Source organism: Pseudomonas sp. GM74, from assembly GCF_000282455.1.
GTDB lineage: Bacteria > Pseudomonadota > Gammaproteobacteria > Pseudomonadales > Pseudomonadaceae > Aquipseudomonas.
Genome location: NZ_AKJG01000047.1, coordinates 53,181 through 74,618 on the forward strand (window position 1 = coordinate 53,181; position 21,438 = coordinate 74,618).

20 protein-coding genes are annotated in these 21,438 nt (G+C 52.8%); 17 read left to right on the top strand and 3 right to left on the bottom strand.

What is annotated here, in order from left to right; genetic code table 11:
* The first annotated feature begins 32 nt into the window (after nucleotides 1-32).
* The 13 genes from PMI34_RS17380 to fabF all read left to right on the top strand — a co-directional run bounded on the left by PMI34_RS17380 (nucleotide 33) and on the right by fabF (nucleotide 14,165).
* The gene (locus PMI34_RS17380) at nucleotides 33-593 is read left to right on the top strand and encodes an acyltransferase (RefSeq protein ID WP_008049012.1); all 561 of its coding nucleotides are present in this window, start codon (nucleotides 33-35) and stop codon (nucleotides 591-593) included.
* Entirely contained in the window at nucleotides 590-1,735 is a 1,146-nt protein-coding gene (gene rffA, locus PMI34_RS17375; protein ID WP_008049014.1) for a dTDP-4-amino-4,6-dideoxygalactose transaminase, read from the top strand. The genes PMI34_RS17380 and rffA overlap by 4 nt, the downstream gene beginning before the upstream one ends.
* Nucleotides 1,719-3,014 carry an O-antigen translocase gene (locus PMI34_RS17370; RefSeq protein WP_086790179.1) on the top strand — a complete coding sequence of 432 codons (1,296 nt, stop codon included), beginning with the start codon at nucleotides 1,719-1,721 and terminating at the stop codon, nucleotides 3,012-3,014. Before rffA ends, PMI34_RS17370 begins: the two co-directional genes overlap by 17 nt.
* Nucleotides 3,014-3,922 (top strand): glycosyltransferase family 2 protein, encoded by a 909-nt coding sequence (locus PMI34_RS17365; RefSeq protein WP_008049019.1) that lies wholly within the window; start codon nucleotides 3,014-3,016, stop codon nucleotides 3,920-3,922. The genes PMI34_RS17370 and PMI34_RS17365 overlap by 1 nt, the downstream gene beginning before the upstream one ends.
* A gap of 40 nt (nucleotides 3,923-3,962) precedes the next feature.
* Nucleotides 3,963-5,036, top strand: coding sequence for an EpsG family protein (locus PMI34_RS17360; protein WP_008049021.1), 1,074 nt, complete (start codon nucleotides 3,963-3,965; stop codon nucleotides 5,034-5,036).
* Between the two features lie 14 nt (nucleotides 5,037-5,050).
* Entirely contained in the window at nucleotides 5,051-6,013 is a 963-nt protein-coding gene (locus PMI34_RS28045; RefSeq protein WP_008049022.1) for an NAD-dependent epimerase/dehydratase family protein, read from the top strand.
* Nucleotides 6,014-6,121: 108 nt separating this feature from the next.
* Nucleotides 6,122-7,312, top strand: a complete 1,191-nt coding sequence (locus tag PMI34_RS17355; protein ID WP_238538778.1) for a glycosyltransferase — start codon at nucleotides 6,122-6,124, stop codon at nucleotides 7,310-7,312.
* Nucleotides 7,309-8,292 (top strand): UDP-glucose 4-epimerase family protein, encoded by a 984-nt coding sequence (locus PMI34_RS17350; RefSeq protein WP_008049025.1) that lies wholly within the window; start codon nucleotides 7,309-7,311, stop codon nucleotides 8,290-8,292. The genes PMI34_RS17355 and PMI34_RS17350 overlap by 4 nt, the downstream gene beginning before the upstream one ends.
* Nucleotides 8,292-9,308 (top strand): MraY family glycosyltransferase, encoded by a 1,017-nt coding sequence (locus PMI34_RS17345; protein ID WP_032829562.1) that lies wholly within the window; start codon nucleotides 8,292-8,294, stop codon nucleotides 9,306-9,308. Before PMI34_RS17350 ends, PMI34_RS17345 begins: the two co-directional genes overlap by 1 nt.
* 79 nt (nucleotides 9,309-9,387) lie before the next feature.
* Entirely contained in the window at nucleotides 9,388-11,376 is a 1,989-nt protein-coding gene (locus tag PMI34_RS17340) for a polysaccharide biosynthesis protein (protein WP_008049027.1), read from the top strand.
* 112 nt (nucleotides 11,377-11,488) lie between these two features.
* On the top strand, nucleotides 11,489-11,824 hold the full coding sequence (locus tag PMI34_RS17335; RefSeq protein ID WP_008049028.1) for a ComEA family DNA-binding protein: 336 nt from the start codon (nucleotides 11,489-11,491) through the stop codon (nucleotides 11,822-11,824).
* Between the two features lie 240 nt (nucleotides 11,825-12,064).
* On the top strand, nucleotides 12,065-12,859 hold the full coding sequence (locus PMI34_RS17330; protein ID WP_008049030.1) for an SDR family NAD(P)-dependent oxidoreductase: 795 nt from the start codon (nucleotides 12,065-12,067) through the stop codon (nucleotides 12,857-12,859).
* Between the two features lie 31 nt (nucleotides 12,860-12,890).
* Nucleotides 12,891-14,165, top strand: a complete 1,275-nt coding sequence (gene fabF, locus PMI34_RS17325) for a beta-ketoacyl-ACP synthase II (protein WP_008049031.1) — start codon at nucleotides 12,891-12,893, stop codon at nucleotides 14,163-14,165.
* On the opposite strand, the gene PMI34_RS17320 is transcribed toward fabF, so the two are convergent.
* The 3 genes from PMI34_RS17320 to eat form a co-directional block, all read right to left on the bottom strand.
* On the bottom strand, nucleotides 14,162-14,719 hold the full coding sequence (locus PMI34_RS17320; protein ID WP_008049032.1) for a TetR/AcrR family transcriptional regulator: 558 nt from the start codon (nucleotides 14,717-14,719) through the stop codon (nucleotides 14,162-14,164). The two genes, fabF and PMI34_RS17320, sit on opposite strands and share 4 nt — an antisense overlap.
* Before the next feature lie 167 nt (nucleotides 14,720-14,886).
* The gene (locus tag PMI34_RS28050; RefSeq protein WP_007985427.1) at nucleotides 14,887-15,054 is read right to left on the bottom strand and encodes a DUF2897 family protein; all 168 of its coding nucleotides are present in this window, start codon (nucleotides 15,052-15,054) and stop codon (nucleotides 14,887-14,889) included.
* 141 nt (nucleotides 15,055-15,195) lie between these two features.
* Nucleotides 15,196-16,560 carry an ethanolamine permease gene (eat, locus tag PMI34_RS17315; RefSeq protein WP_008049034.1) on the bottom strand — a complete coding sequence of 455 codons (1,365 nt, stop codon included), beginning with the start codon at nucleotides 16,558-16,560 and terminating at the stop codon, nucleotides 15,196-15,198.
* Between the two features lie 406 nt (nucleotides 16,561-16,966).
* On the opposite strand from eat, the gene kdpF reads away from it, so the two are divergent.
* Genes kdpF through kdpC form a run of 4 tightly spaced genes read left to right on the top strand, consistent with a single transcriptional unit; the run spans nucleotide 16,967 to nucleotide 21,418 of the window.
* Nucleotides 16,967-17,056: a K(+)-transporting ATPase subunit F gene (gene kdpF / locus PMI34_RS28055; RefSeq protein WP_007899818.1), complete on the top strand. Its 90-nt coding sequence runs from the start codon at nucleotides 16,967-16,969 to the stop codon at nucleotides 17,054-17,056.
* An 8-nt stretch (nucleotides 17,057-17,064) separates the two neighbouring features.
* On the top strand, nucleotides 17,065-18,759 hold the full coding sequence (kdpA, locus tag PMI34_RS17310; protein ID WP_008049035.1) for a potassium-transporting ATPase subunit KdpA: 1,695 nt from the start codon (nucleotides 17,065-17,067) through the stop codon (nucleotides 18,757-18,759).
* Between the two features lie 10 nt (nucleotides 18,760-18,769).
* A complete protein-coding gene (gene kdpB, locus PMI34_RS17305; RefSeq protein WP_008049037.1) occupies nucleotides 18,770-20,827 on the top strand; it encodes a potassium-transporting ATPase subunit KdpB in 2,058 nt (685 codons plus the stop codon).
* A gap of 45 nt (nucleotides 20,828-20,872) precedes the next feature.
* Nucleotides 20,873-21,418, top strand: coding sequence for a potassium-transporting ATPase subunit KdpC (kdpC, locus tag PMI34_RS17300; protein ID WP_008049038.1), 546 nt, complete (start codon nucleotides 20,873-20,875; stop codon nucleotides 21,416-21,418).
* Nucleotides 21,419-21,438: the final 20 nt, after the last annotated feature.

The following is a 21,438-nucleotide window of genomic DNA, read 5'->3' on the forward strand; positions in this document are numbered from 1 at the left end:
AGAGTTTGAGTTGAGTTCTACATGGGTGGCCTATGGCGTACTTGAGCGCAATACAGTTGAGTGAACTAGGTTTCAGAACCCTAGGGGAAGAAGTAAAAATCAGTGACAAGGCTGCTATCTATAACCCAGAGTTGATTGACCTTGGGGATTACACGCGAATAGATGATTTTTGCGTGGTGTCGGGGCGCGTGGTGTTTGGTAAGTATAATCATATTACACCAATGTGCCTCGTTGCTGGTGGAGAGCCAGGTATCGAGTTTTCCGACTTCTGTACGCTGGCTTATGGTGTAAAAATTTTCTCGCAATCAGACGATTACAGTGGTGCCACACTTACTAACTCGTTGGTTCCAAAAAAATATAAAAATGAAATATTCGAGAAGGTTAAGCTCGAGCGCCATGTAATAGTTGGTGCAGGAGCAATAGTGATGCCTGGAGTCACTATTAAAGAGGGCTGCTCGATAGGTGCTATGGCATTGGTTACGAAAAGCACTGATCCATGGGGGATTTACGTTGGTGTTCCTGCTGAGCGAGTGAAGGAGCGCAAGCGAGATCTCCTGGCACTCGAACAAATGTTTCTGGATGAACAAAAATGACTATTCCATTTAATAAACCACCTTATACCGGAAATGAAGATCAATACGTCATTTCCGCAATGCGCAGCGGAAAGATGTCTGGTGACGGGGAGTTTACCCTTCGTTGTCAACGTTGGTTTGAAGAAAAGCTACACTGCAAAAAAGCGTTGTTAACGCCGTCGTGTACTCAGGCTCTGGAAATGGCTGCTCTGCTGGTTGATATTCAACCGGGCGATGAAGTGATCATGCCTAGTTATACGTTTGTCAGCACAGCTAATGCTTTTGTATTGCGCGGTGCAAAAATCGTATTTGTTGATATTCGCCCTGACACTATGAATATTGATGAAACGCTAATTGAGGCTGCAATTACCGACAAAACAAAAGCTATTGTGCCTGTCCATTACGCGGGGATTGCTTGCGAAATGGACACAATTATGTCCATCGCAAAGCAACATAACTTGTTTGTTATCGAAGATGCCGCTCAAGGTATGATGTCGACCTATAAAGGTAAGGCGTTAGGTACCATTGGCCACATGGCGGCCTATAGTTTTCATGAAACAAAGAACTATACGAGTGGTGGTGAAGGTGGACTGCTACTGATAAATGATGAACAATTTATAGTTCGGGCGGAGATCATTCGAGAGAAAGGGACTAATCGCAGTCTGTTTTTTCGCGGTATGATTGATAAATATACCTGGGTTGATGTGGGTAGTAGTTATCTTCCAGGAGAACTGCAAGCTGCTTATCTATTCGGTCAACTCGAAAAAGTGGACGAGATAAATAGTGCAAGACGTCATATCTGGGAAAGTTATTATCTGGCATTAAAAGAGCTCTCCGATGCTGGCCATGTCGAGCTTCCCACGACACCTGATGGATGTGTCGGCAACGCCCATATGTTTTATATAAAAGTTCGGGATATCGACGTTCGAACAAAAGTACTGGGTTTGCTCAAAGATCAGGAGATCGGTGCAGTTTTCCATTACATTCCACTCCACTCAGCGCCTGCGGGATTGCGGCTTGGTCGTTTTCACGGCAAGGATGTTTGCACCACAGTTGAGAGTGAGCGCCTGATTCGTCTGCCAATTTGGTACGGAATGCAAAAGAAGGACATAGATCGAGTAACTTCTGTTGTCATCGGTGCGGTTCATGCATCCGGCCAGTGAAGTTACAAAAAATTTCTCTGATAACAAGCGTGCGCTAATCAGCGCCGCTTTAACCAGTCTCGCCCAGATTTCGAAAATCGGAGTTGGTTTCGCCTTCATCAAGCTTGTTGCTGTATACCTCGGTGCAGAAGGTATGGGGCAATTGGGACACTTTATGAGTGCTGTCACCATGCTTTCTCTGCTTGCAGGGGGAGGGATTGTAAACGGCCTTATCAAATACGTCGCACAGTACAAAAAACAACCTAAGGAACTGCTGAAGACGATTGCGGTTTCCAAAGCTTATTCTTTAGTTTTTTGTGTTGTTGTGTGTTTGTTGGGGTGTTCTTTTTCCAGGGTTATCTCCAGTTATATCTTTAAAACGCCTGATTACTATTGGATTGTGGTGTTTCTTTCTGTTGCTCAGTTTGGGTTTGCTTTTACCAATCTAGTGACGGGAGTCGCAAATGGTCTTCGTGATACCAAGACATTTGCGGTTATACAAATAGTCGGAAATATATTGGTTCTTCCGGTAAGCTGGATCTTGATTAAGAGGTTTGACTTTGTCGGTGCAGCGATATCGATGGTGCTTTTTTTCTCATTTTATTCGATACCGGCACTGTATTTTTACTGTAAATCTATTTTCTTGAAGTTGCCCGTTGGTTTCAAGTTTGAGAAGCAGGGTTTTAAACGATTGTTGTCCTTTACGTTGATGGCAACAGTTGGAGCAATCAGTGTTCCATTGGTCGAAATTATTGTTCGTGAGCAAATTATTGAGCATGTTGGATTTGTAGCAGCGGGTATTTGGCAGGCATCGATAAAGTTATCCAGTGCATACATGGGTTTTTTTACGATATTTCTCGCTGTTTATTTTATGCCAATGGTTTCAGAAAAGACTAAGGTGGCGGAAATTACACCTCTGGTTTTTAAGTTTATGAAGCTCGTTATGGTTATTTTTGTATTGGGTGGGGCGTTGTTTTTCGCTCTTCGTCAATACGTAATTCCATTACTGCTTTCGTCCGAGTTTTCCGAGCTTGAAGGTCTTATCAAGTATCAACTGCTAGCAGATTTTTTTCGTGTTACCACGTACGTGATAAGTTTCGTCGTTGTGGCACGGGCGGCACTTAAAATATATTTGCTAAGTGAACTGACTCAGGGTGTGGTGTTTTGCAGTTTAAGTCTGTTTTTTTTGAATAGTGGTCAGGGCGTCGAAGGCGCTTTTATCGCTAACTTAATAATGAATGTAATTTATTTTATTGTTTCGGTTTTCGGCTTTGTGATTTATAAAAGGAGAAATGCTTGATGTTATCCGGGAGCGTGGTTGTATCTTGTTATAATCAACAGGATTACATAGAGGAATGTCTGGATAGTATCCTTTCTCAGGATATAGATTTTGATTGTGAAATTATTGTCTCGGATGATTGTTCAACCGATCGAACACAGGAAATACTTCGTGAGTACTCAAGCAAACACGAAGGTAGAATAAAGTTGTTGTTGAGAGAGAAAAACGTTGGCGCCGCCTTGAATTACCATGGTGTCCACAAGATGGCGTCAGGAGATGTTGTTTATCATTTTGATGGTGATGATGTCATGCTGCCGGGGAAGCTTCAGCAGCAGTATAATATTTTTAAAGAGAACGCAGATGTAAATGTCGTGTTCCATAAAGCTATTTATTTTTCTGATGACGGTTCTTACTCTTCTGAAACACAGTACCCAAGTTCTGACGCAAGCCTGGTTTCTTTTATCTCGCTTCAGGAAATGGCCCGCTGGGGAGCGATTGCGGTTCACAGTTCCTACGCCTATCGTCGAACCTCCAGGAAGGCAGTCATCACTCGAGAATTTATGGAGTGGTTCTTCGTTATCGATTCTTTACTTCCTGACGGCAAGGCAGCCTACATAAACTCTCCGTTAGTAAAATATCGGTGCAATCCATCTGCAGGTTCTTATTTGTCGACGACCAAAGGGAAAATAAAATCGTATACGATTTATTTTGATGATTTGTATCGATATTTTTATCAGCTACCAGAACTGAGAGAAGATCTATATTCTAATTTTATTGTCACGTTCCTGGCGATGGCGAAATCTACTCGCAAGTGCACATTCAAGGGGTTGGTTTTTCTGTTGCGCAATTTTTACTACTTCCGACTACACAAGTTTATGGATACGGTAAGTGTCAGAAAGCATGTAGGCCCTGAGAGCAAAGTTCGTTGACTAGAGAACAGTACGATGTGAGGCTGATCGAGGCGAGAAAATGGCTGGTTTAGAGTTGTATGGCACACCACTGTATGTGATAAGTGTTTTTCTACTGTTATTGACTGCAGTGAGAGCGATGGTGCCTGATAACAGGGCGAGCAATCTGTTTCGCACGATAGAGGTTTTTATCGTTTTTCTTGCGATTGTATTGGCGTCCTATTATATATCTAATCGACCATTTGATATGGAAGGTGATACTGAGGTCTATATAAATTTTTACAACGATTTTAATTCTGGTCTCGAAAATCCATTTCAAACCTTTGAGCCAGGCTTTATCGGTGTGGTCAGTTTTTTTGGCTTTCTTGGTTTGAGCTATCAGTGTTTTTTCTTCTTTGTTGCATTTATGTTTTTATGGTCCTACTACCTTTTGCTGAAAGTTGTATTTGGCAGTAGCTCTGGTTGGGTGCTCCCTGCTTTTGGGTTTTTGTTATTTTATCCGTTCTTTTTTTCATTGACGGCAAATATTATTCGTCAAGGTTTTGCTCTTTGCTTTGTGAATTTTGCCTTGGTTTGTTGTGTGAGAAACTATTGGCGTCGAGGTTTAGTGTTTTCACTGTTGGCAACATTATTTCATAAGTCCTCATTGGTTTACTTTCCTTTTGTGCTTTTTCGAAAGCAAATAATGGGGGTTGGTGTTTTTGGTGTAGTTGTTTTTTGGGTGTTGGTGTCTTTGGCATCCTACTTTAAGGTTTTTTCGTTACTGGTGTCCATGTTGTTCGAGTTGTTGTCAGGTTACGGTCTGTCAATAAACTATACTGATGTCGATAATATTGACTATCTCACAGGGTTTAGATGGGATTTCTGGGCGTTTTCATCGTTTTCTATTATATTGTTGATAGTGCTTAAACTGCTAGAGAGGGACAGAAAAAGCGAAACGTATATATTCTACATCTGTGCGTTTCTTTCTTGTTTGCATATTGCGATGTTTGATGTGGCTTATAATGATCGGTTTGGCATTTATGCCTGGATTTTCTATCCCTTGGAAATCGGGTACGTCATTCGCCTCGCATGTGCCAGTTTAGCAACTGGAAAACAACCAAAAGAAGCTGGAAACGAAAATGTGTTTTTGTAAGTGGGGGAGGTGAGATGTTCGTATTACTGACAGGTGCCAAGGGTTTTATTGGAAGCCAATTGCTCGCGCGCCTGTGTGCATCGGGCCATAAAGTCAGAGTTGTAACTCGTACCTCCTTTGAGACCAGTTTCAGCGGTGTAGAGGTTGTGCTGGCTGACTTGACGAGCCCTGAAACGAATTACGACTCTTTGGTATCCGGTTGCGAAGTCGTTTTCAATTGCGCGGGTGAAATCCGCGATGAAAAGGCCATGCGATCACTTCATGTCGATGCCACCAGTCGTTTGATTGCAGCTGTTAATCGTTTGGCATCTCCGGAACACCCTATTCACTTTGTTCAATTAAGTAGTGTGGGAGCATATGGCCCTGCCCAAGGTGCGCTCCGTATTGTAAGTGAAACAACAAAAGAAAACCCTCACGGAACCTACGAAGAAACCAAGACGATAGCCGACTCACTGGTAATGAAAGGTGGAAGTAGTAAGTTCTTCAGTTACTCGATATTGAGGCCGTCTAACGTATTTGGTGCAAACATGACGAACAATTCGCTTCGTCAGCTTGGGAAAATTGTACAGAAAGGCTTGTTTTTTTACATTGGAACTGCCAGGAGAGATGCCGTCGCTACATATATCCATGTTGAGGACGTCGCCTCTGCCTTGATGCTTTGTGGATTTCACCCATTGGCTAGAGGTGAGGTATTTAATCTTTCTAATGACTGTCCATTGTCAGATCTGATAAACGGAATGGCCGATGCACAACATGTATCCCGTCCGAAATGGAGCGTTTCAGAAACTCTGCTACGCGTGATGGTTGCCGTAGCCAATCGTTTTTTGCGTCTACCTGTCACACCGGCACGTATTGACGCACTAGTGTCTAAAACAACTTACCCAGCCACCAAGATTCGTGACACCCTCGGTTTTGTTCCTGAAAAAAATGTGCCAGAGGCTATCAGTGAACTTTTTACGAAACAGCCGATAGTCTGATAAGTGGAGTCATCTTTATGTTTTACGACCAAGTACTCCTAAATATCATTCGTGTTTTTTTGCAACCTGTGGTTGCAGCTATTGGTTTGATTGTTTCGACGCGGGGTAATGGACGGAGCCAAGGTGTTAAGAGGGGGATTCACAGTGCAGGATAAAAACTTAAAAGTTGCTCGAGTTTCAACTGTTCCTTTTTTTGTTCTAACACAGTTGAAAGCGCAGATTGACGCGTTGTCAGCTTCTGGTGCTGCGGTTACTGTTATTGCTAGTCACGATGAAATGAGTAGTCAGCTAGCGGAAAGTACGAATTATATACCTGTAAATATTGAGCGTAAGATAGATCCTGTAAAGGATTTGTTAAGTTTGATATCGCTGATTAAGGTTTTCAGAAGCAAAAAGTTCAATGTGGTTCATTCTACGACACCGAAAGCAGGGTTGCTTTGTGCAATTGCAGGTTTTCTATCGGGTACTGAAGTCCGTCTGCATACCTTTACCGGACAGCCTTGGGTGACGATGGGTGGAGCCAAAAAATTAATACTGAAGTTTTGTGATAAAGTTATAGGAGTGCTGAATACACATTGTTATGCCGACAGTATAAGCCAAAAGAATTTTCTTGTTTCCAGCGGTGTAATAAAAGCTGAAAAAATTTCCGTTCTAGGAAGTGGGTCGTTGGCAGGCATAAATCTTGATCGGTTTGATTCTTCTCGTTACGGCGTGGAGGAGTTGGCCGATTTGCGAAGTGGTCTTGGTATTCCGGAGGGCAGCAAAATACTATTGTTTGTCGGGAGAGTTACTCCGGACAAAGGAATCAGAGAACTTTTGGCGGCATTTGGTGAGATTGTACGTGCCGATAAAAGTGTATTTCTCATTCTGGTAGGGCCATTTGAAGCCGATGCCGAAGAAATTGTCGCCAGCGCCTCTACGGATGACTTGACTCGTAACCTTAAAATTGTCGGTTATTCAAACGAGCCTGAAAAGTATATGGCTCTGGCGGACCTGCTATGTCTACCCAGCTATCGCGAAGGCTTCGGCACCGTTGTCATTGAGGCAGCGGCCATGGGGACCCCTACGGTAGGCACTGATATTTACGGTTTGTCAGATGCGATAGTAAATGGTGAGACGGGAATTTTGGTTCCTGTCAGGGATTCTGCTTCACTTGAGCAAGCCATTGTTTCGATATTGAATGATGCTCGATTATTGGAGGCGATGGGGGAGGCTGCGAGAATGCGGGCCATTACCGAATTCAGTGCGAATACCTGCTCTGAACTGTTGATTAACGAATATAAGAGGTTTTTTAATTGACTATTGATTCAGTTCAGGTCCCCCTACGTATCGTAGTTACAGGGGCAAGTGGCTTTGTCGGATCCGCGGTGGTGAGCGCGCTGGATAAAGTCGAGCGATATTTCCCAGTGGCTGTCGTGCGTTCAAAAAAAGATGGCCAACAACTTTCTTCGTCAATGTTCTCAGTTCCGGATATATCCTCTGCTACTGATTGGCGTGCCGGAGTAAAGGACGCTGCAGTTGTTGTTCATGCTGCCGCACGGGTTCACGTTATGAAGGAAGTAGAGCAGGATGCGTTAGCCGAGTTCAGGAAGGTTAATGTTGAAGGCACAATCAATCTTGCTCGGCAGGCTGCCGCAGCGGGAGTTAAACGTTTTATTTTTATCAGTTCCATAAAGGTAAACGGGGAGCAGACAAATTGCGATAAGCCGTTTACCGCTGACGATAAGCCTGCCCCATCCGATGCCTATGGTGTTTCCAAAAAAGAAGCCGAAGACGCATTGCGGGTTATTTCGAAAGAAACTGGTATGGAAGTTGTCATCATTCGGCCTACCTTGGTTTATGGCCCAGGTGTAAAAGCTAATTTTAGAAATATGATGGCTTGGCTCTACAAGGGTATTCCGCTGCCATTTGGTTCTATTCATAACAAGCGAAGTTTGGTTTCACTCGACAATCTCGTCAGTTTGATTATGGTTTGCATTGAGCACCCCAATGCCGCGGGACAAACATTTTTGGTCAGTGATGGTGTTGATTTGTCTACAACTGAATTATTACAACGTACTGCCAAGGCGCTAGGGGTCAAGAGTCGGCTGCTTCCGGTTCCTGAAAAGATGTTGGCATTTTGTGCTGTTGCGTTGGGACGTCGATCACTTTCCCAGCGTTTGTGTGGATCACTGCAAGTAGACATACAAAAGACCCGGCATCTTCTTGGATGGTACCCGGCTGTATCAGTCGAAGACGCTCTAGACAAAACAGCCAAAGAATTTTTGGAACATCACTGATGACGAACTTATATTGGATTTTACCTTTGGCGTTTGTTGGCGCTCTGGTAGGCACTGCTGTTCTACGTCGATATGCATTGTCCAATAGCCTTATTGATGTCCCAAACGCGCGGAGCTCCCACGTGTTACCCACCCCCAGGGGAGGAGGGGTCGCGATCGTGGTTTCCTTCCTTTTGAGTGCGATTTTTCTTGCTGTGACTCAACAGATTCAATGGTCCGTCGCCTTGGCTGTCCTGGTGCCCGGGGGACTTGTCGCGATCATTGGTTTTCTCGACGATCACGGTCATATCCCGGCACGTTGGAGACTGCTAGGCCATTTTTCGTCGGCAATCATCGGAATGGTGATTTTCAACGGAATGCCGGCGATTCACCTGTTCGGCATGGCCATTGATCTAGGATGGGCGGCGTATTTATTTGGAAGCTTCTATCTGGTCTGGTTATTGAACCTGTACAACTTTATGGACGGGATCGATGGATTGGCGAGCATGGAAGCCATTTTTGTTTGCCTGGGTGGAGCAATCCTGTACATCGTTTCAGGAAATCCCGGTTCTGTGTGGGGGCCGGTGGCGCTCGCGCTGGCTGTTGCCGGTTTCTTGTATTGGAATTTCCCTCCGGCGCGAATTTTCATGGGCGATGCCGGTAGCGGTTTCCTGGGCATAACGCTAGGTTTTCTGTCATTGCAGGCAGCGTGGGTAAACCCCGCTTTGTTTTGGGGGTGGCTGATTCTCCTGGGCGCGTTCATTGTCGACGCGACATGCACGCTTTTCGTTCGACTGATTAGAGGCGACAAGGTTTACGAGGCGCATCGCAGTCATGCTTATCAGTACGCGTCACGACAGTACGGAAGCCATTTACCTGTAACGCTTTCAGTAACCGGTATAAATGTGGTTTGGCTGTTACCAATTGCCATACTGGTGGCGATAGGCCTGCTTGATGGTCTCGTCGGATTGTTGGTGGCTTATGCACCCTTGCTTGTGCTGGCATTGCGATTCAAAGCTGGTCAGCGCGAAGTGTGATGTGTCGCTTGAAGTTGTTTGAGATAAACACGCTTGAGCTTTAAGCTTGTCGTTTGCTTTATTTGAAAAGGATATTGAGATGCTTCGCCAATGGCTACTGCAGCTTCCGCGACGCCAAAAAAGGCTGATGCAAGTTGCGACCGATATTTTCCTGGTCTGGGCTGCGCTTTGGTTGGCATTCGTCGTTCGCTTGGGTATTGACGAGATCGTAAATCCACTGCAGGCGCACACCTGGTTATTCGTGTGTGCACCGATTGTCGCGATTCCGCTGTTCATTCGCTTCGGATTGTATCGTGCGGTTTTGCGCTACTTCGGAAACGACGCACTGATTGAAATCGTGAAGGCGGTTAGTCTCTCGTCGCTGATCCTCGGGCTCGTGGTCTATTGGTATAGCAATCATCAGACTGTTATTCCCCGCTCGATCATTTTTAACTATTGGTGGCTCAGCTTATTGATGATTGGTGGGTTGCGACTAGCAATGCGCCAGTACTTTCTTGGCGATTGGCTTACTGCTGCTCAGCATGTCCCGTTTACGAATAGAGACAAGGGGTTGCCAAAGGTTGCAATCTACGGGGCAGGAGCCGCTGGAAACCAGCTGGTAGCAGCGCTTCGCATGGGACGATTGATGAGACCTGTCGCGTTTATCGATGACGACACTAGTATTGCTGACCGGGTCATTTCGGGATTACACGTTTACGAGCCCAAGCATATTGAGAAAATGATCGATGTTACCGGCGCTCAGGAAATCCTTTTAGCCATCCCGTCGGCAAATCGCGGGCGGCGTCGTGAAATATTGGGGTACCTGGAAGGCTTTCCGCTGCATGTCCGAAGTGTTCCCGGCTTTATGGATCTGGCGAGCGGTCGTGTAAAAGTTGACGACATTCAGGAAGTCGATATCGCGGACCTGCTCGGGCGTGATGCCGTGCCTGCGCAAGGCGATCTGCTCGAGCACTGCATCAGGGGCCAGGTCGTGCTGGTGACGGGGGCAGGTGGATCGATCGGTTCTGAGCTTTGCCGCCAGATACTGGTGTTGCGACCTACTACGCTTTTGTTGTTTGAGCATAGCGAGTTCAATCTTTACAGCATTATGTCCGAATTGGAGCAGCGGGTTGCACGCGAGTCTTTGCCTGTAAAGTTGCTGCCGATCCTTGGGTCTGTCCGTAATCAGGAAAAACTGCTGGACGTGATGAAGACGTGGCGTGTCGATACGGTTTACCACGCTGCGGCTTACAAGCATGTCCCGATGGTTGAGCACAACATCGCCGAAGGTGTACTCAACAACGTCATTGGTACGCTCAATACTGCGCAGGCTGCGTTGCAGTCCAATGTTGCCAATTTTGTACTCATCTCAACGGACAAGGCAGTACGGCCTACCAACGTCATGGGTAGCACCAAGCGTCTGGCCGAGATGACGCTCCAGGCACTGAGCCAGGAATTGGCACCTGTGTTGTTTGGGGACGCCTCGAATGTTTCGCGGGTCAACAAAACCCGTTTTACGATGGTTCGATTCGGCAACGTCCTGGGCTCTTCAGGATCTGTCATCCCGCTATTTCACAAGCAGATTCAACTCGGTGGTCCACTGACGGTTACTCATCCGAAGATCACTCGCTATTTCATGACGATCCCCGAGGCGGCCCAGCTTGTGATTCAAGCAGGTTCAATGGGGCAGGGAGGCGATGTTTTCGTTCTGGACATGGGCGAGCCGGTAAAGATTGTCGAGTTGGCGGAAAAAATGATCCACCTGTCCGGTCTCAGTGTGCGCTCGGAGAGAAATCCCCATGGAGATATCTCTATTGAGTTCACAGGCCTTCGCCCTGGTGAAAAGCTGTATGAAGAGTTGTTGATCGGCGACAACGTAGCCGCAACGCCTCATCCAATGATCATGACCGCCACTGAGGACTACCTTTCCTGGGAGGTTCTCAAAGTCAAGCTGGCGGAATTGCTGGCCGCAGTCGAGCAGGACGACTACTCCTGCGTCCGCCAACTCCTGCGCGAAACCGTCAGCGGCTACACCCCCGACGGCGAGATTGTCGACTGGATCTACCAGCAGCGCCGTCTCGAGCCCTGATTACTCCACATCCTGCAACAGACACATTTTTGACACGCTCCAGACATCACCTAAGTTTTGAAGGCAGCTTCGGAAAAGCTGCTTTCTCAATCGATGTCATGGAGCGTCATTTATGCGTACTGGCTATTTCTACTCTCTCGTTTTTGCCCTGCTGACCAGCACTTCAATTGCCGTCGTAGCTGCACCTGCAGTCAAACAGGAAGCTGGAAATCCTCCTGTGGTGATGGAAGCTTCAGAGAAAGAGCAGTCCGGCAAAATCAACCTCAATGCGGCGGATGCAGCGACACTGCACCGCGAACTGTCCGGTGTGGGCGAGGCCAAGGCGAAAGCGATTGTTGCGTATCGTGAGGTTAATGGACCCTTTGCTTCAATTGACGAACTGCTTGAGGTCAAGGGTATCGGCAAAGCCATTCTCGATAAAAACCGCGATAAGCTTGAGGTGAACTAAACTTGTAAATCTACGCCAAGGGGCCGGTCATTGACCGGCTTTTTTGCATTCTGGCAAATGGGAACATTCCGGGCGTTGACTGATTCTGGCCCTGATCATTGAGACTGACCCTCTGTCAGCATAATAAAATTACGTCTATCATATATTGGTTAAATTATGCCTATAATAAACCGACGTTCCGTCACCGCGTCCTGAAACCCAGGCGCTGGTTTTCTCTTTGCGTTTCTCAGGAGCACTGCCATGAATTCTGTTCAGTCCCCAGGTACGGCCCTCGTCACCGGTGCTTCGTCGGGTATCGGTGCGGTTTACGCCGAGCGTTTGGCGGCACGCGGTTTTGATCTGTTGCTGGTTGCCCGCGATCAGGATCGATTGGAATCCGCAGCCAGCAAACTGCGCACCGATCATGGTGTTCGGGTCGAGGTGCTTAAAGCGGACCTGACTCAAAAGGAGGACCTGCTCAAGCTCGAGCAGCGTTTGCGTAGTGATTCGAGTATCAGCCTGCTACTCAATAATGCAGGTGTGGCAGCGGATGGTTTGCTGGCCAATGCCGATATGGACCAACTCGAGCGCTTGATTCAACTCAACATCACGGCGGTTACTCGGTTGGCCTCGGCCGCTGCGGCCAGCTTTACCAAGGCCGGGCGCGGCACGATCGTCAATATCGCATCGGTTGTGGCATTGTTTCCCGAGCGTTTCAACGCGACGTACAGCGCCAGCAAGGCCTATGTATTGAGCTTGACTCAATCGTTGAGCGCCGAACTGAATGGCACTGGAGTGAAGATCCAGGCGGTGCTGCCCGGTGTGACACGAACCGAGATCTGGGAGCGCTCCGGTATCGATGCGTCGCAGATTCCTGCGGAAATGGTGATGGAGGCGGGTGAGATGGTCGATGCTGCGTTATCGGGTCTGGATCAGGGTGAACTCATCACCATTCCTTCGTTGCCTGATGCGGCGGATTGGGATGCGTTCGTGGCGGCGCGTCATGTGATGGCGCCTAACCTTTCGAAAAGCAAGGCCGCAGCCCGTTATCGGTAAGCGCCATCAATCGGCTTGAGGTGTATTTGGTATGAATGATCGTCGAGTGGTTGTAACGGGCATGGGCCTGGTGTCACCGTTGGGGAGCGGTGTCGAAGCGGTCTGGGAGCGGCTGCTGGCCGGGCGTTCCGGGCTGCGCAATTTACCGCAAGAGGTGGTGGCTGATCTGCCGGCCACGGTCGGCGGTGCAGTGCCTGGGCTGGCGGATGATCCCGAGGCGGGGTTCGATCCGGACCGGGCAACCCCACCCAAGGAACAGAAGAAGATGGACCGCTTCATCCTGTTCGCCATGGAAGCGGCGCGTCAGGCACTGGAGCAAGCCGGCTGGCAAGCGCTGGATGCCGAATCCCAGGAGCGCACGGCCACCATCATCGGTTCAGGTGTGGGTGGTTTCGGCGCGATCGCCGACGCGGTGCGCACTACCGATAGCCGTGGTCCGAGACGTTTGTCTCCATTCACAATCCCTTCATTCCTGGTCAACCTCGCGGCAGGTCATGTGTCGATCCAGCATGGCTTCAAGGGGCCATTGGGAGCGCCGGTCACGGCGTGCGCCGCCGGGGTTCAGGCGATTGGCGACGCGGCGCGGCTGATTCGTGCAGGTGAGGCGGATATCGCGGTATGCGGCGGCGCGGAAGCGGCGATCGATCGGGTCAGCCTGGCCGGGTTTGCGGCTGCTCGCGCCTTGTCCAGTGCTTACAACGAAACGCCTGAGCGCGCTTCGCGACCTTTCGACAGTGGTCGCGATGGTTTTGTCATGGGGGAGGGTGCCGGGCTGCTGGTCATCGAGTCTCTGGACCATGCGCTGGCCCGGGGCGCTCAACCCCTGGCGGAGCTGGTCGGCTACGGCACCAGCGCCGATGCCTTTCACCTGACTGCCGGACCCGAAGACGGCAACGGTGCGCGACGGGCGATGTCGTTGGCATTGGCACAGGCCGGTGTTTCACCAGCTCAGGTTCAGCATCTGAATGCCCATGCAACCTCGACTCCGGTGGGGGATCTGGGTGAGTTGGCGGCGATCAAGGCGTTGTTCGGTGCGCAAAACGGCATTGCCGTGACATCGACCAAGTCGGCGACCGGGCATTTACTCGGTGCAGCGGGGGGAATCGAGGCGATCTTTACGCTGCTGGCGATCCGTGACCAGGTTGCACCGGCGACCCTCAATTTCGAGAACCCGGACCCTGCCACTGAAGGTGTCGACATCGTTCATGGCAACGCGCGGCCGATGGCCATCGTATATGCGCTGTCCAACGGCTTCGGATTTGGCGGGGTCAATGCCAGTGTGCTGTTCAAACGTTGGCAGGGTTAATCCTGCGAGTGCTTGAGGTGTTCGCGTGCGACGTCGAGAATCCGTTGGGCAAACTCGGCGTCGGCGACGCTGCGCGATAACAGCAAGGCGCCGACCAGCGTAGACATGATGACGATGCTGCGGTCGGCGGTGTGCTCACCCTCAAGGGTGTGCTGGATCTGATCGAGTCGCGCCTGGAGCACGACGTCGCTGGTCGGACTCGGTTGACCACGCAGCCCCAGTTCCGAGGAAATGGTCAGCAGAGGGCAGCCTTCGTGGGGTGAGGTTTGATGCCATTCGGACAGGTAGGCGTCGATGAAGGCTTCGAGTGGCTTTTCCTCGGCGAAGATTTGCGCGCACAACTCGTCGACTTGTGCGCCAGCCTCCTGCAAGGCTTTTTCTACCAGTTCATCTTTGGACTTGAAGTGCGAGTAAAAACCACCGTGAGTCAAGCCCAATGCTTTCATCAGGGGTTGCAGCCCGGTCGCGCCGATACCGTCGCGTCGAAATCGTGCTGAAGCTTCCTTGATTATGCGTTGGTGGGTCTGGGCTTTATGGTCCTGCGAGTAACGCATCTGATATCTCCGCATCAATGCGGCCCATATTAACCAATGAAAATTGCATGGTGACTGTACTTCTACGTCTAAAAAGCATGCAGATGCTTCGATATGGGTACAAAGCGGCATGATTTCAGGGGAAGCCACGCAAAAACAAACCCCGCCGTTCAAGGCGGGGTTTTCAGTCAGCGGTCCTGCGCTTCCTTGGCGTCCATTTCCGCATTGCGTTCGGCGACGCGCTTGCGTTGTTCTTCGGTCAGTTCGACCTTGTTGGCGGTGTCGCGCAGCAGCATCAGACCACCAACGATCGAGCCGATGGCAACGACCAGGATCAACCAGGCATACCAGGGCATAGGACTCTCCTTGAAAAGCAGGCGGTCGGCGAGGGGTCGCCAACCGATCGTGCATACCGTTTTGAGTGATGGGGTTGCATCGCAGTTCCATCGCTGTCATCCCCATTCTATGCCTGTTACTCGAGGTCTACCCGAACGCTTTCACAGTCCGGTCAGCATCGCATCCGCCGGCGCGTCGGCACGCAGTTGTGCGGTGAGCATGAAGTACACGAAACCTGCCGCCATGAAGCCCAGAAAAATCACGCCGATCAAGGTGTTGAACCAGGCCATCGCCACCAGGCACACCACGGCCAGCATCAGTGCAATGAACGGCACCAGCGGGTAGCAAGGGGCACGGAAGGTGCGTTCCAGGTTCGGCTCGGTTTTACGCAGTTTGAACAGGCTGAGCATGCTCATGATGTACATCACGATAGCGCCGAAGACGGCCATGGTGATCATCGCGGCGGTCAACGTCATGCCGCCAAGGTTGATCAGGCCATCGCTGTAGATGGCTGCGATGCCGATGACACCGCCGACGATGATCGCCCGGTGCGGGGTTTGAAAGCGCGACAGCCTGGACAGGGACGCCGGCAGGTAACCGGCCCGGGCGAGGGCGAAGAACTGCCGCGAGTAGCCAAGGATGATCCCGTGGAAGCTCGCCACCAGTCCAAACAGGCCGATCCACACCAGCATGTGCAGCCAGCCCGAGCTTTCGCCAACCACGGTTTTCATCGCCTGGGGCAGCGGGTCGTTGATGTTCGACAGGGTACGCCAGTCGCCGACGCCCCCGGCGAAAAACATCACGCCCATCGCCAGCAGCACCAGGGTCAGAATTCCACTGATGTAAGCCTTGGGAATCGTGCGTTTCGGGTCCTTGGCTTCTTCGGCGGCCATGGCTGCGCCTTCGATGGCGAGGAAGAACCAGATTGCAAAGGGGATCGCCGCGAACATCCCGGCAATCGCCGGAGCACCGAAAACATCGGAGCCGGCCCAGCCATTGAGGGCGAAGTTGCTGAAACTGAATGCCGGGGCGACCACGCCCATGAACACCAGCAATTCAGCGACAGCCAACACGCAGACCACCAGTTCGAAGGTGGCTGCCAGTTTCACGCCGAGGATATTGAGGCCCATGAATACGATGTAGGCACCGACTGCCGCGTGTTTCGGGTCCAGGGCTGGAAACTGGACATTGAGGTAGGCGCCGATGGCCAGGGCAATCGCCGGTGGGGCGAAGACGAATTCGATCAGAGTCGCCAGCCCGGCGATCAACCCGCCTTTCTCGCCAAAGGCGCGACGACTGTAGGCAAATGGACCGCCGGCGTGGGGAATGGCGGTCGTCAGCTCGGTGAAACTGAAGATGAAGCAGGTGTACATGGTGGCGACCATGAAAGAGGTCACCAGAAAGCCCAGGGTTCCGGCCACGCCCCATCCATAGCTCCAGCCGAAATACTCTCCGGAAATCACCAGCCCGACCGCAATGCCCCACAGGTGCAAGGTGCCCAGCGTGGGTTTGAGTTGTGTGTTCATGGGTTTGCTCCCTGAGTGGTTTGGAACGCTCGGGGGAGGCCGGTGCAGTGGGCGTGCCATTTTGTGATGTTGCGTCGTAAAGCGCTGAAAGCTGTCGTATCGGGGATGATCGCTGCTGGATGCATGCTTTTTGATGCGCCAGTTGGGTGCGTTGTTGTCTGTTGTGCCGCCATCGCGAGCAAGCTCGCTCCTACAGTGGAGCCATGTTGTATGGGCTGACGCATCTCCAATGTGGGATCGCGATGTGGCCCGCGCATGCGCCATCAAACCTCGCTGTAACAAAGCCATAAACCCACTATTTACGCTTTCTTTATGTCCCGCAGGCACCCTCGGTCTCGTTCCTTTACAGCCTCCTTTCCGACAATGACTCCACACGCGGCAATACGCCGTAACACGGAGAACTTCCATGAGCGTTCTGGACGGGGTGTCGCTGCTGCTGGCAGTGGGGCTGTTCATTTATCTGTTGGTTGCGCTGCTGCGCGCGGACCGGAACTAGGAGCGGCTATGCACAGTTATGACTATTGGCTGATCCTCGGGTTTTTCGCCCTGGTATTGGTCCCGGCGCCGTTTCTCGGGCGCTTCTACTACAAGGTGATGGAAGGGCAGCGCACCTGGCTGACGCCGGTTCTCGGTCCGGTCGAACGCGGTTGTTATCGTCTGGCCGGCGTCGATCCGCAGGCTGAACAGAGCTGGCAGAAGTACACACTGGCCTTGCTCGCCTTCAACCTCGCGGGTTTCCTGCTGCTGTTCACGATCCTGCTGTTCCAGGACCACCTGCCGCTCAATCCACAGAACCTGCCGGGTCAGGAGTGGACGCTGGCGTTCAACACCGCTGTCAGCTTCATGACCAACACCAACTGGCAGGCCTATAGCGGCGAAGCGTCCCTGAGTTACCTGAGCCAGATGGTCGGCCTCACCGTGCAAAACTTCGTCAGCGCCGCCACCGGCCTGGCGGTACTGGTCGCGCTGTGTCGCGGTATCGGTCGCAAATCCACCCGGACCCTGGGCAACTTCTGGGTCGACATGACCCGTGCCACCCTCTACGGCTTGCTGCCGCTGTGCCTGCTGCTGGCGCTGTATCTGGTCTGGCAGGGCGTGCCGCAAACTTTCGCGCAGTACGTGAATGCGGTGACGATGCAGGGTGTAGACCAAGTGATTCCGCTGGGACCTGCTGCCAGTCAGATTGCGATCAAGCAATTGGGCACCAACGGTGGCGGTTTCTTCGGCGTCAACTCGGCGCATCCGTTCGAGAACCCGACGGCCTGGAGCAACCTGTTCGAAATGGCCTCGATCATTCTGATCCCCGTCGCGCTGGTGTTCACCTTCGGCCATTACGTGAAGGACTTGCGGCAGAGCCGCGCGATCATCGCCTGCATGCTGGCGTTGTTCCTGATCGGCGGCGCGACTTCGCTGTGGGCCGAATACCAGCCGAACCCGGCCCTGAACAATGTCTCCGTCGAACAGACCGCGCCGCTGGAAGGCAAGGAAGCGCGCTTCGGCACTACCGCCACTGTGTTGTGGTCGGTGACCACCACGGCCGCGTCCAACGGTTCGGTGAACGGCATGCACGACAGCCTCAACCCGCTGAGCGGCATGGTGGCGCTGGTCAACATGATGGTGGGCGAAGTGATCTTCGGCGGCGTCGGCGCCGGGCTCTACGGCATGTTGCTCAACGTGCTGATCGCGGTGTTCCTCGCCGGCCTGATGATCGGCCGTACCCCGGAATACCTCGGCAAGAAACTGCAAGCCAAAGAAGTGCAATTGCTGGTGGTGACCCTCATGGTCATGCCGATTGGCGTGTTGGTGCTTGGTGCGATCGCCGCCAGCCTGCCAGGCCCGGTGGCTGCGGTGAGCAACCCTGGATCTCACGGATTCAGTCAGTTGCTCTACGCCTATACCTCGGCCAGTGCCAACAACGGTTCGGCGTTCGGTGGCTTCGGTGCCAACACGCCGTTTCACAACCTGATGCTGGGCCTGGGCATGTTGATTGGTCGCTTCGGCTACATCCTCCCGGTTCTGGCCCTGGCCGGCAGCCTGGCGATGAAGAAAACCGCACCGATTGGCCAGAACAGCTTCCCGACCCACGGCCCGCTGTTCGTAACCCTGCTGACTGTGACCATTTTGCTGGTGGGTGGCCTGACATTCCTGCCGACCTTGGCGCTGGGCCCGATTGCTGAACATCTGAGTATGGGCTTCTGAGGACTATTTGATGAATATGCCCGTAATTAAACCGGCCACCGTAAAGGCACCGGAACAACCGAAAACCGCGATCTCGGCCCTGTGGCGTCCGGCGCTGGTGCAAGCCTTCGTCAAGCTCGATCCACGGCAATTGCAACGTGCGCCGGTGATGCTGGTCGTTGAACTCACCGCGATCCTGACCACCGTGCTGTGCTTTATTCCTGACACGGCGGTGCCGACTTTCGTCGCCGCGCAAATCGCTGTGTGGCTATGGTTCACCGTACTGTTCGCCAACTTCGCCGAGGCCCTGGCCGAAGGTCGCGGCAAGGCTCGCGCCGACAGCCTCAAGGCCGGCAGCGAAGGCCTCAGCGCCCGGCGCAAGACCGGCAACGGCAGCTTTCAGGTGGTGCCCGCCGCCAACCTGCGTAAAGGCGATGTGGTGCGCGTCGAAGCGGGGGAGATGATCCCCGGTGACGGCGAGGTGATCGAAGGCATCGCGGCGGTCAATGAAGCGGCGATTACCGGTGAATCGGCGCCGGTGATCCGTGAGTCCGGTGGCGACCGCTCGGCCGTCACCGGCAACACACGGTTGGTATCGGACTGGCTGCTGGTGAAGATCACCGCCAACCCCGGTGAGTCGACCCTGGACCGCATGATCGCCCTGGTCGAAGGCGCCAAACGCCAGAAAACCCCGAACGAAGTGGCGCTCGATATCCTGCTGATCGGCCTGACCCTGATCTTCCTGCTGGTGGTCGTTACCCTGCAACCGTTCGCCCACTTCGCCAATGGCAGCCTACCGCTGGTGTTCCTGGTGGCGTTGTTGGTCACGTTGATTCCGACCACCATCGGCGGCTTGTTGTCTGCCATCGGTATCGCCGGGATGGATCGCCTGGTGCGCCTGAACGTGATCGCCAAGTCCGGTCGTGCGGTGGAAGCGGCGGGGGACGTGCACGTGCTGCTGCTGGACAAGACCGGCACCATCACCTTCGGTAACCGTCGTTGCTCGGCGGTATATGCCGCTCCTGGCGTCACTGCCAAGGAACTGGCTGAAGGCGCATTGTTTGCCTCGCTGGCCGATGACACTGCTGAAGGCAAGTCCATCGTCGAGTACTTGCGTGGCCTTCACCCTCAGGCGGAGCCATCCGCCGAGCTGTTGACCGCTGTGCCGTTCAGTGCTGAAACCCGCTTGTCCGGTGTCGACTATCAAGGGCGCGTGTACCGCAAGGGCGCGGTGGATTCGTTGTTGGCGTTCGTGGGCCTCAAGCGCGCTGATCTGGCTGCACCGTTGTCCCGTGAAATCGACAAGATCGCCCAAAGCGGCGGCACCCCGTTGCTGGTGTGTGCCGACGGCAAGTTGCTCGGGGCGATCCACCTCAAGGACGTGGTCAAACCCGGTATCCGCGAGCGTTTCGCCGAGTTGCGCAAGCTGGGAATCCGCACCGTCATGGTCACCGGCGACAATCCGTTGACCGCCGCTGCCATCGCAGCCGAGGCGGGTGTGGACGATGTGTTGGCGGAAGCCACTCCGGAGAAAAAACTGGCGCGCATTCGTCACGAGCAAAACGACGGTCGTCTGGTCGCCATGTGCGGCGACGGAGCCAACGACGCCCCGGCCCTGGCCCAGGCGGACGTCGGCATGGCGATGAACGACGGCACGCAAGCGGCCCGTGAAGCGGCCAACATGGTCGACCTCGACAGCGACCCGACCAAGCTGCTGGACGTGGTGCAGATCGGCAAGGAATTGCTGGTCACCCGTGGGGCGCTGACGACCTTTTCCATCGCCAATGACGTGGCCAAGTACTTTGCGATCCTTCCGGCACTGTTCGCCGCGATCTACCCGCAACTGGGCGTGCTCAACGTGATGCAACTGAGCAGTCCGCAGAGCGCGATTCTGTCGGCGATCGTTTTCAACGCGTTGATCATAGTGGTGCTGATTCCCCTGGCATTGCGCGGTGTGCGCGTGCAGGCGGCGAGTGCGGCGGCGTTGCTGCGGCGCAACCTGCTGATCTATGGCCTGGGCGGGATCCTGGTGCCGTTCGTGGGCATCAAGGCGATCGACATGCTGTTGACGGCGTTTCATCTGGTTTGACCTGACACCCCCACAGGTTTTTCCTGTGAATTCGAGGATTTTGATATGTCCACATTGATACGCCCGGCCCTGAGCCTGCTGGTCCTGATGACGCTGATCACCGGGGTCGCTTATCCACTGGTGGTCACCGGCGTGGCCCAGGTCGCGTTCCCGGATCAGGCCAACGGCAGCCTGGTGCGGGATGCCGAGGGCAAGGTTCGCGGCTCCTCGCTGATCGCCCAGAATTTCGTCGGCGACGCCTGGTTCCACCCGCGTCCTTCGGCCGGTGCCTTTGCCACCGTGTCGAGCAGTGCCAGCAACCTGTCGCCGAGCAACCCGGCGCTGGCGACGCGGGTACTCGAAGATGCCGGCAAGCTGCTGGTGCCCGGCCAGGGACCGGTGCCCCTGGCGCTGGTCACTACGTCCGGCAGTGGTCTCGATCCGCACTTGCCACCGGCGGCGATTGCCTATCAACTGGCGCGTGTCGCGACGGCGCGCAACCTGCCGGTAGCGACGCTGCAACAACTGCTGGACGCCCACATCGAACAGCCACTGATAGGCCCGCCGGTGGTGAATGTGCTTGAGTTGAATCGGGCGCTGGAAAAGCTTTAGGTCCGTGGTGCTGCGCCCGC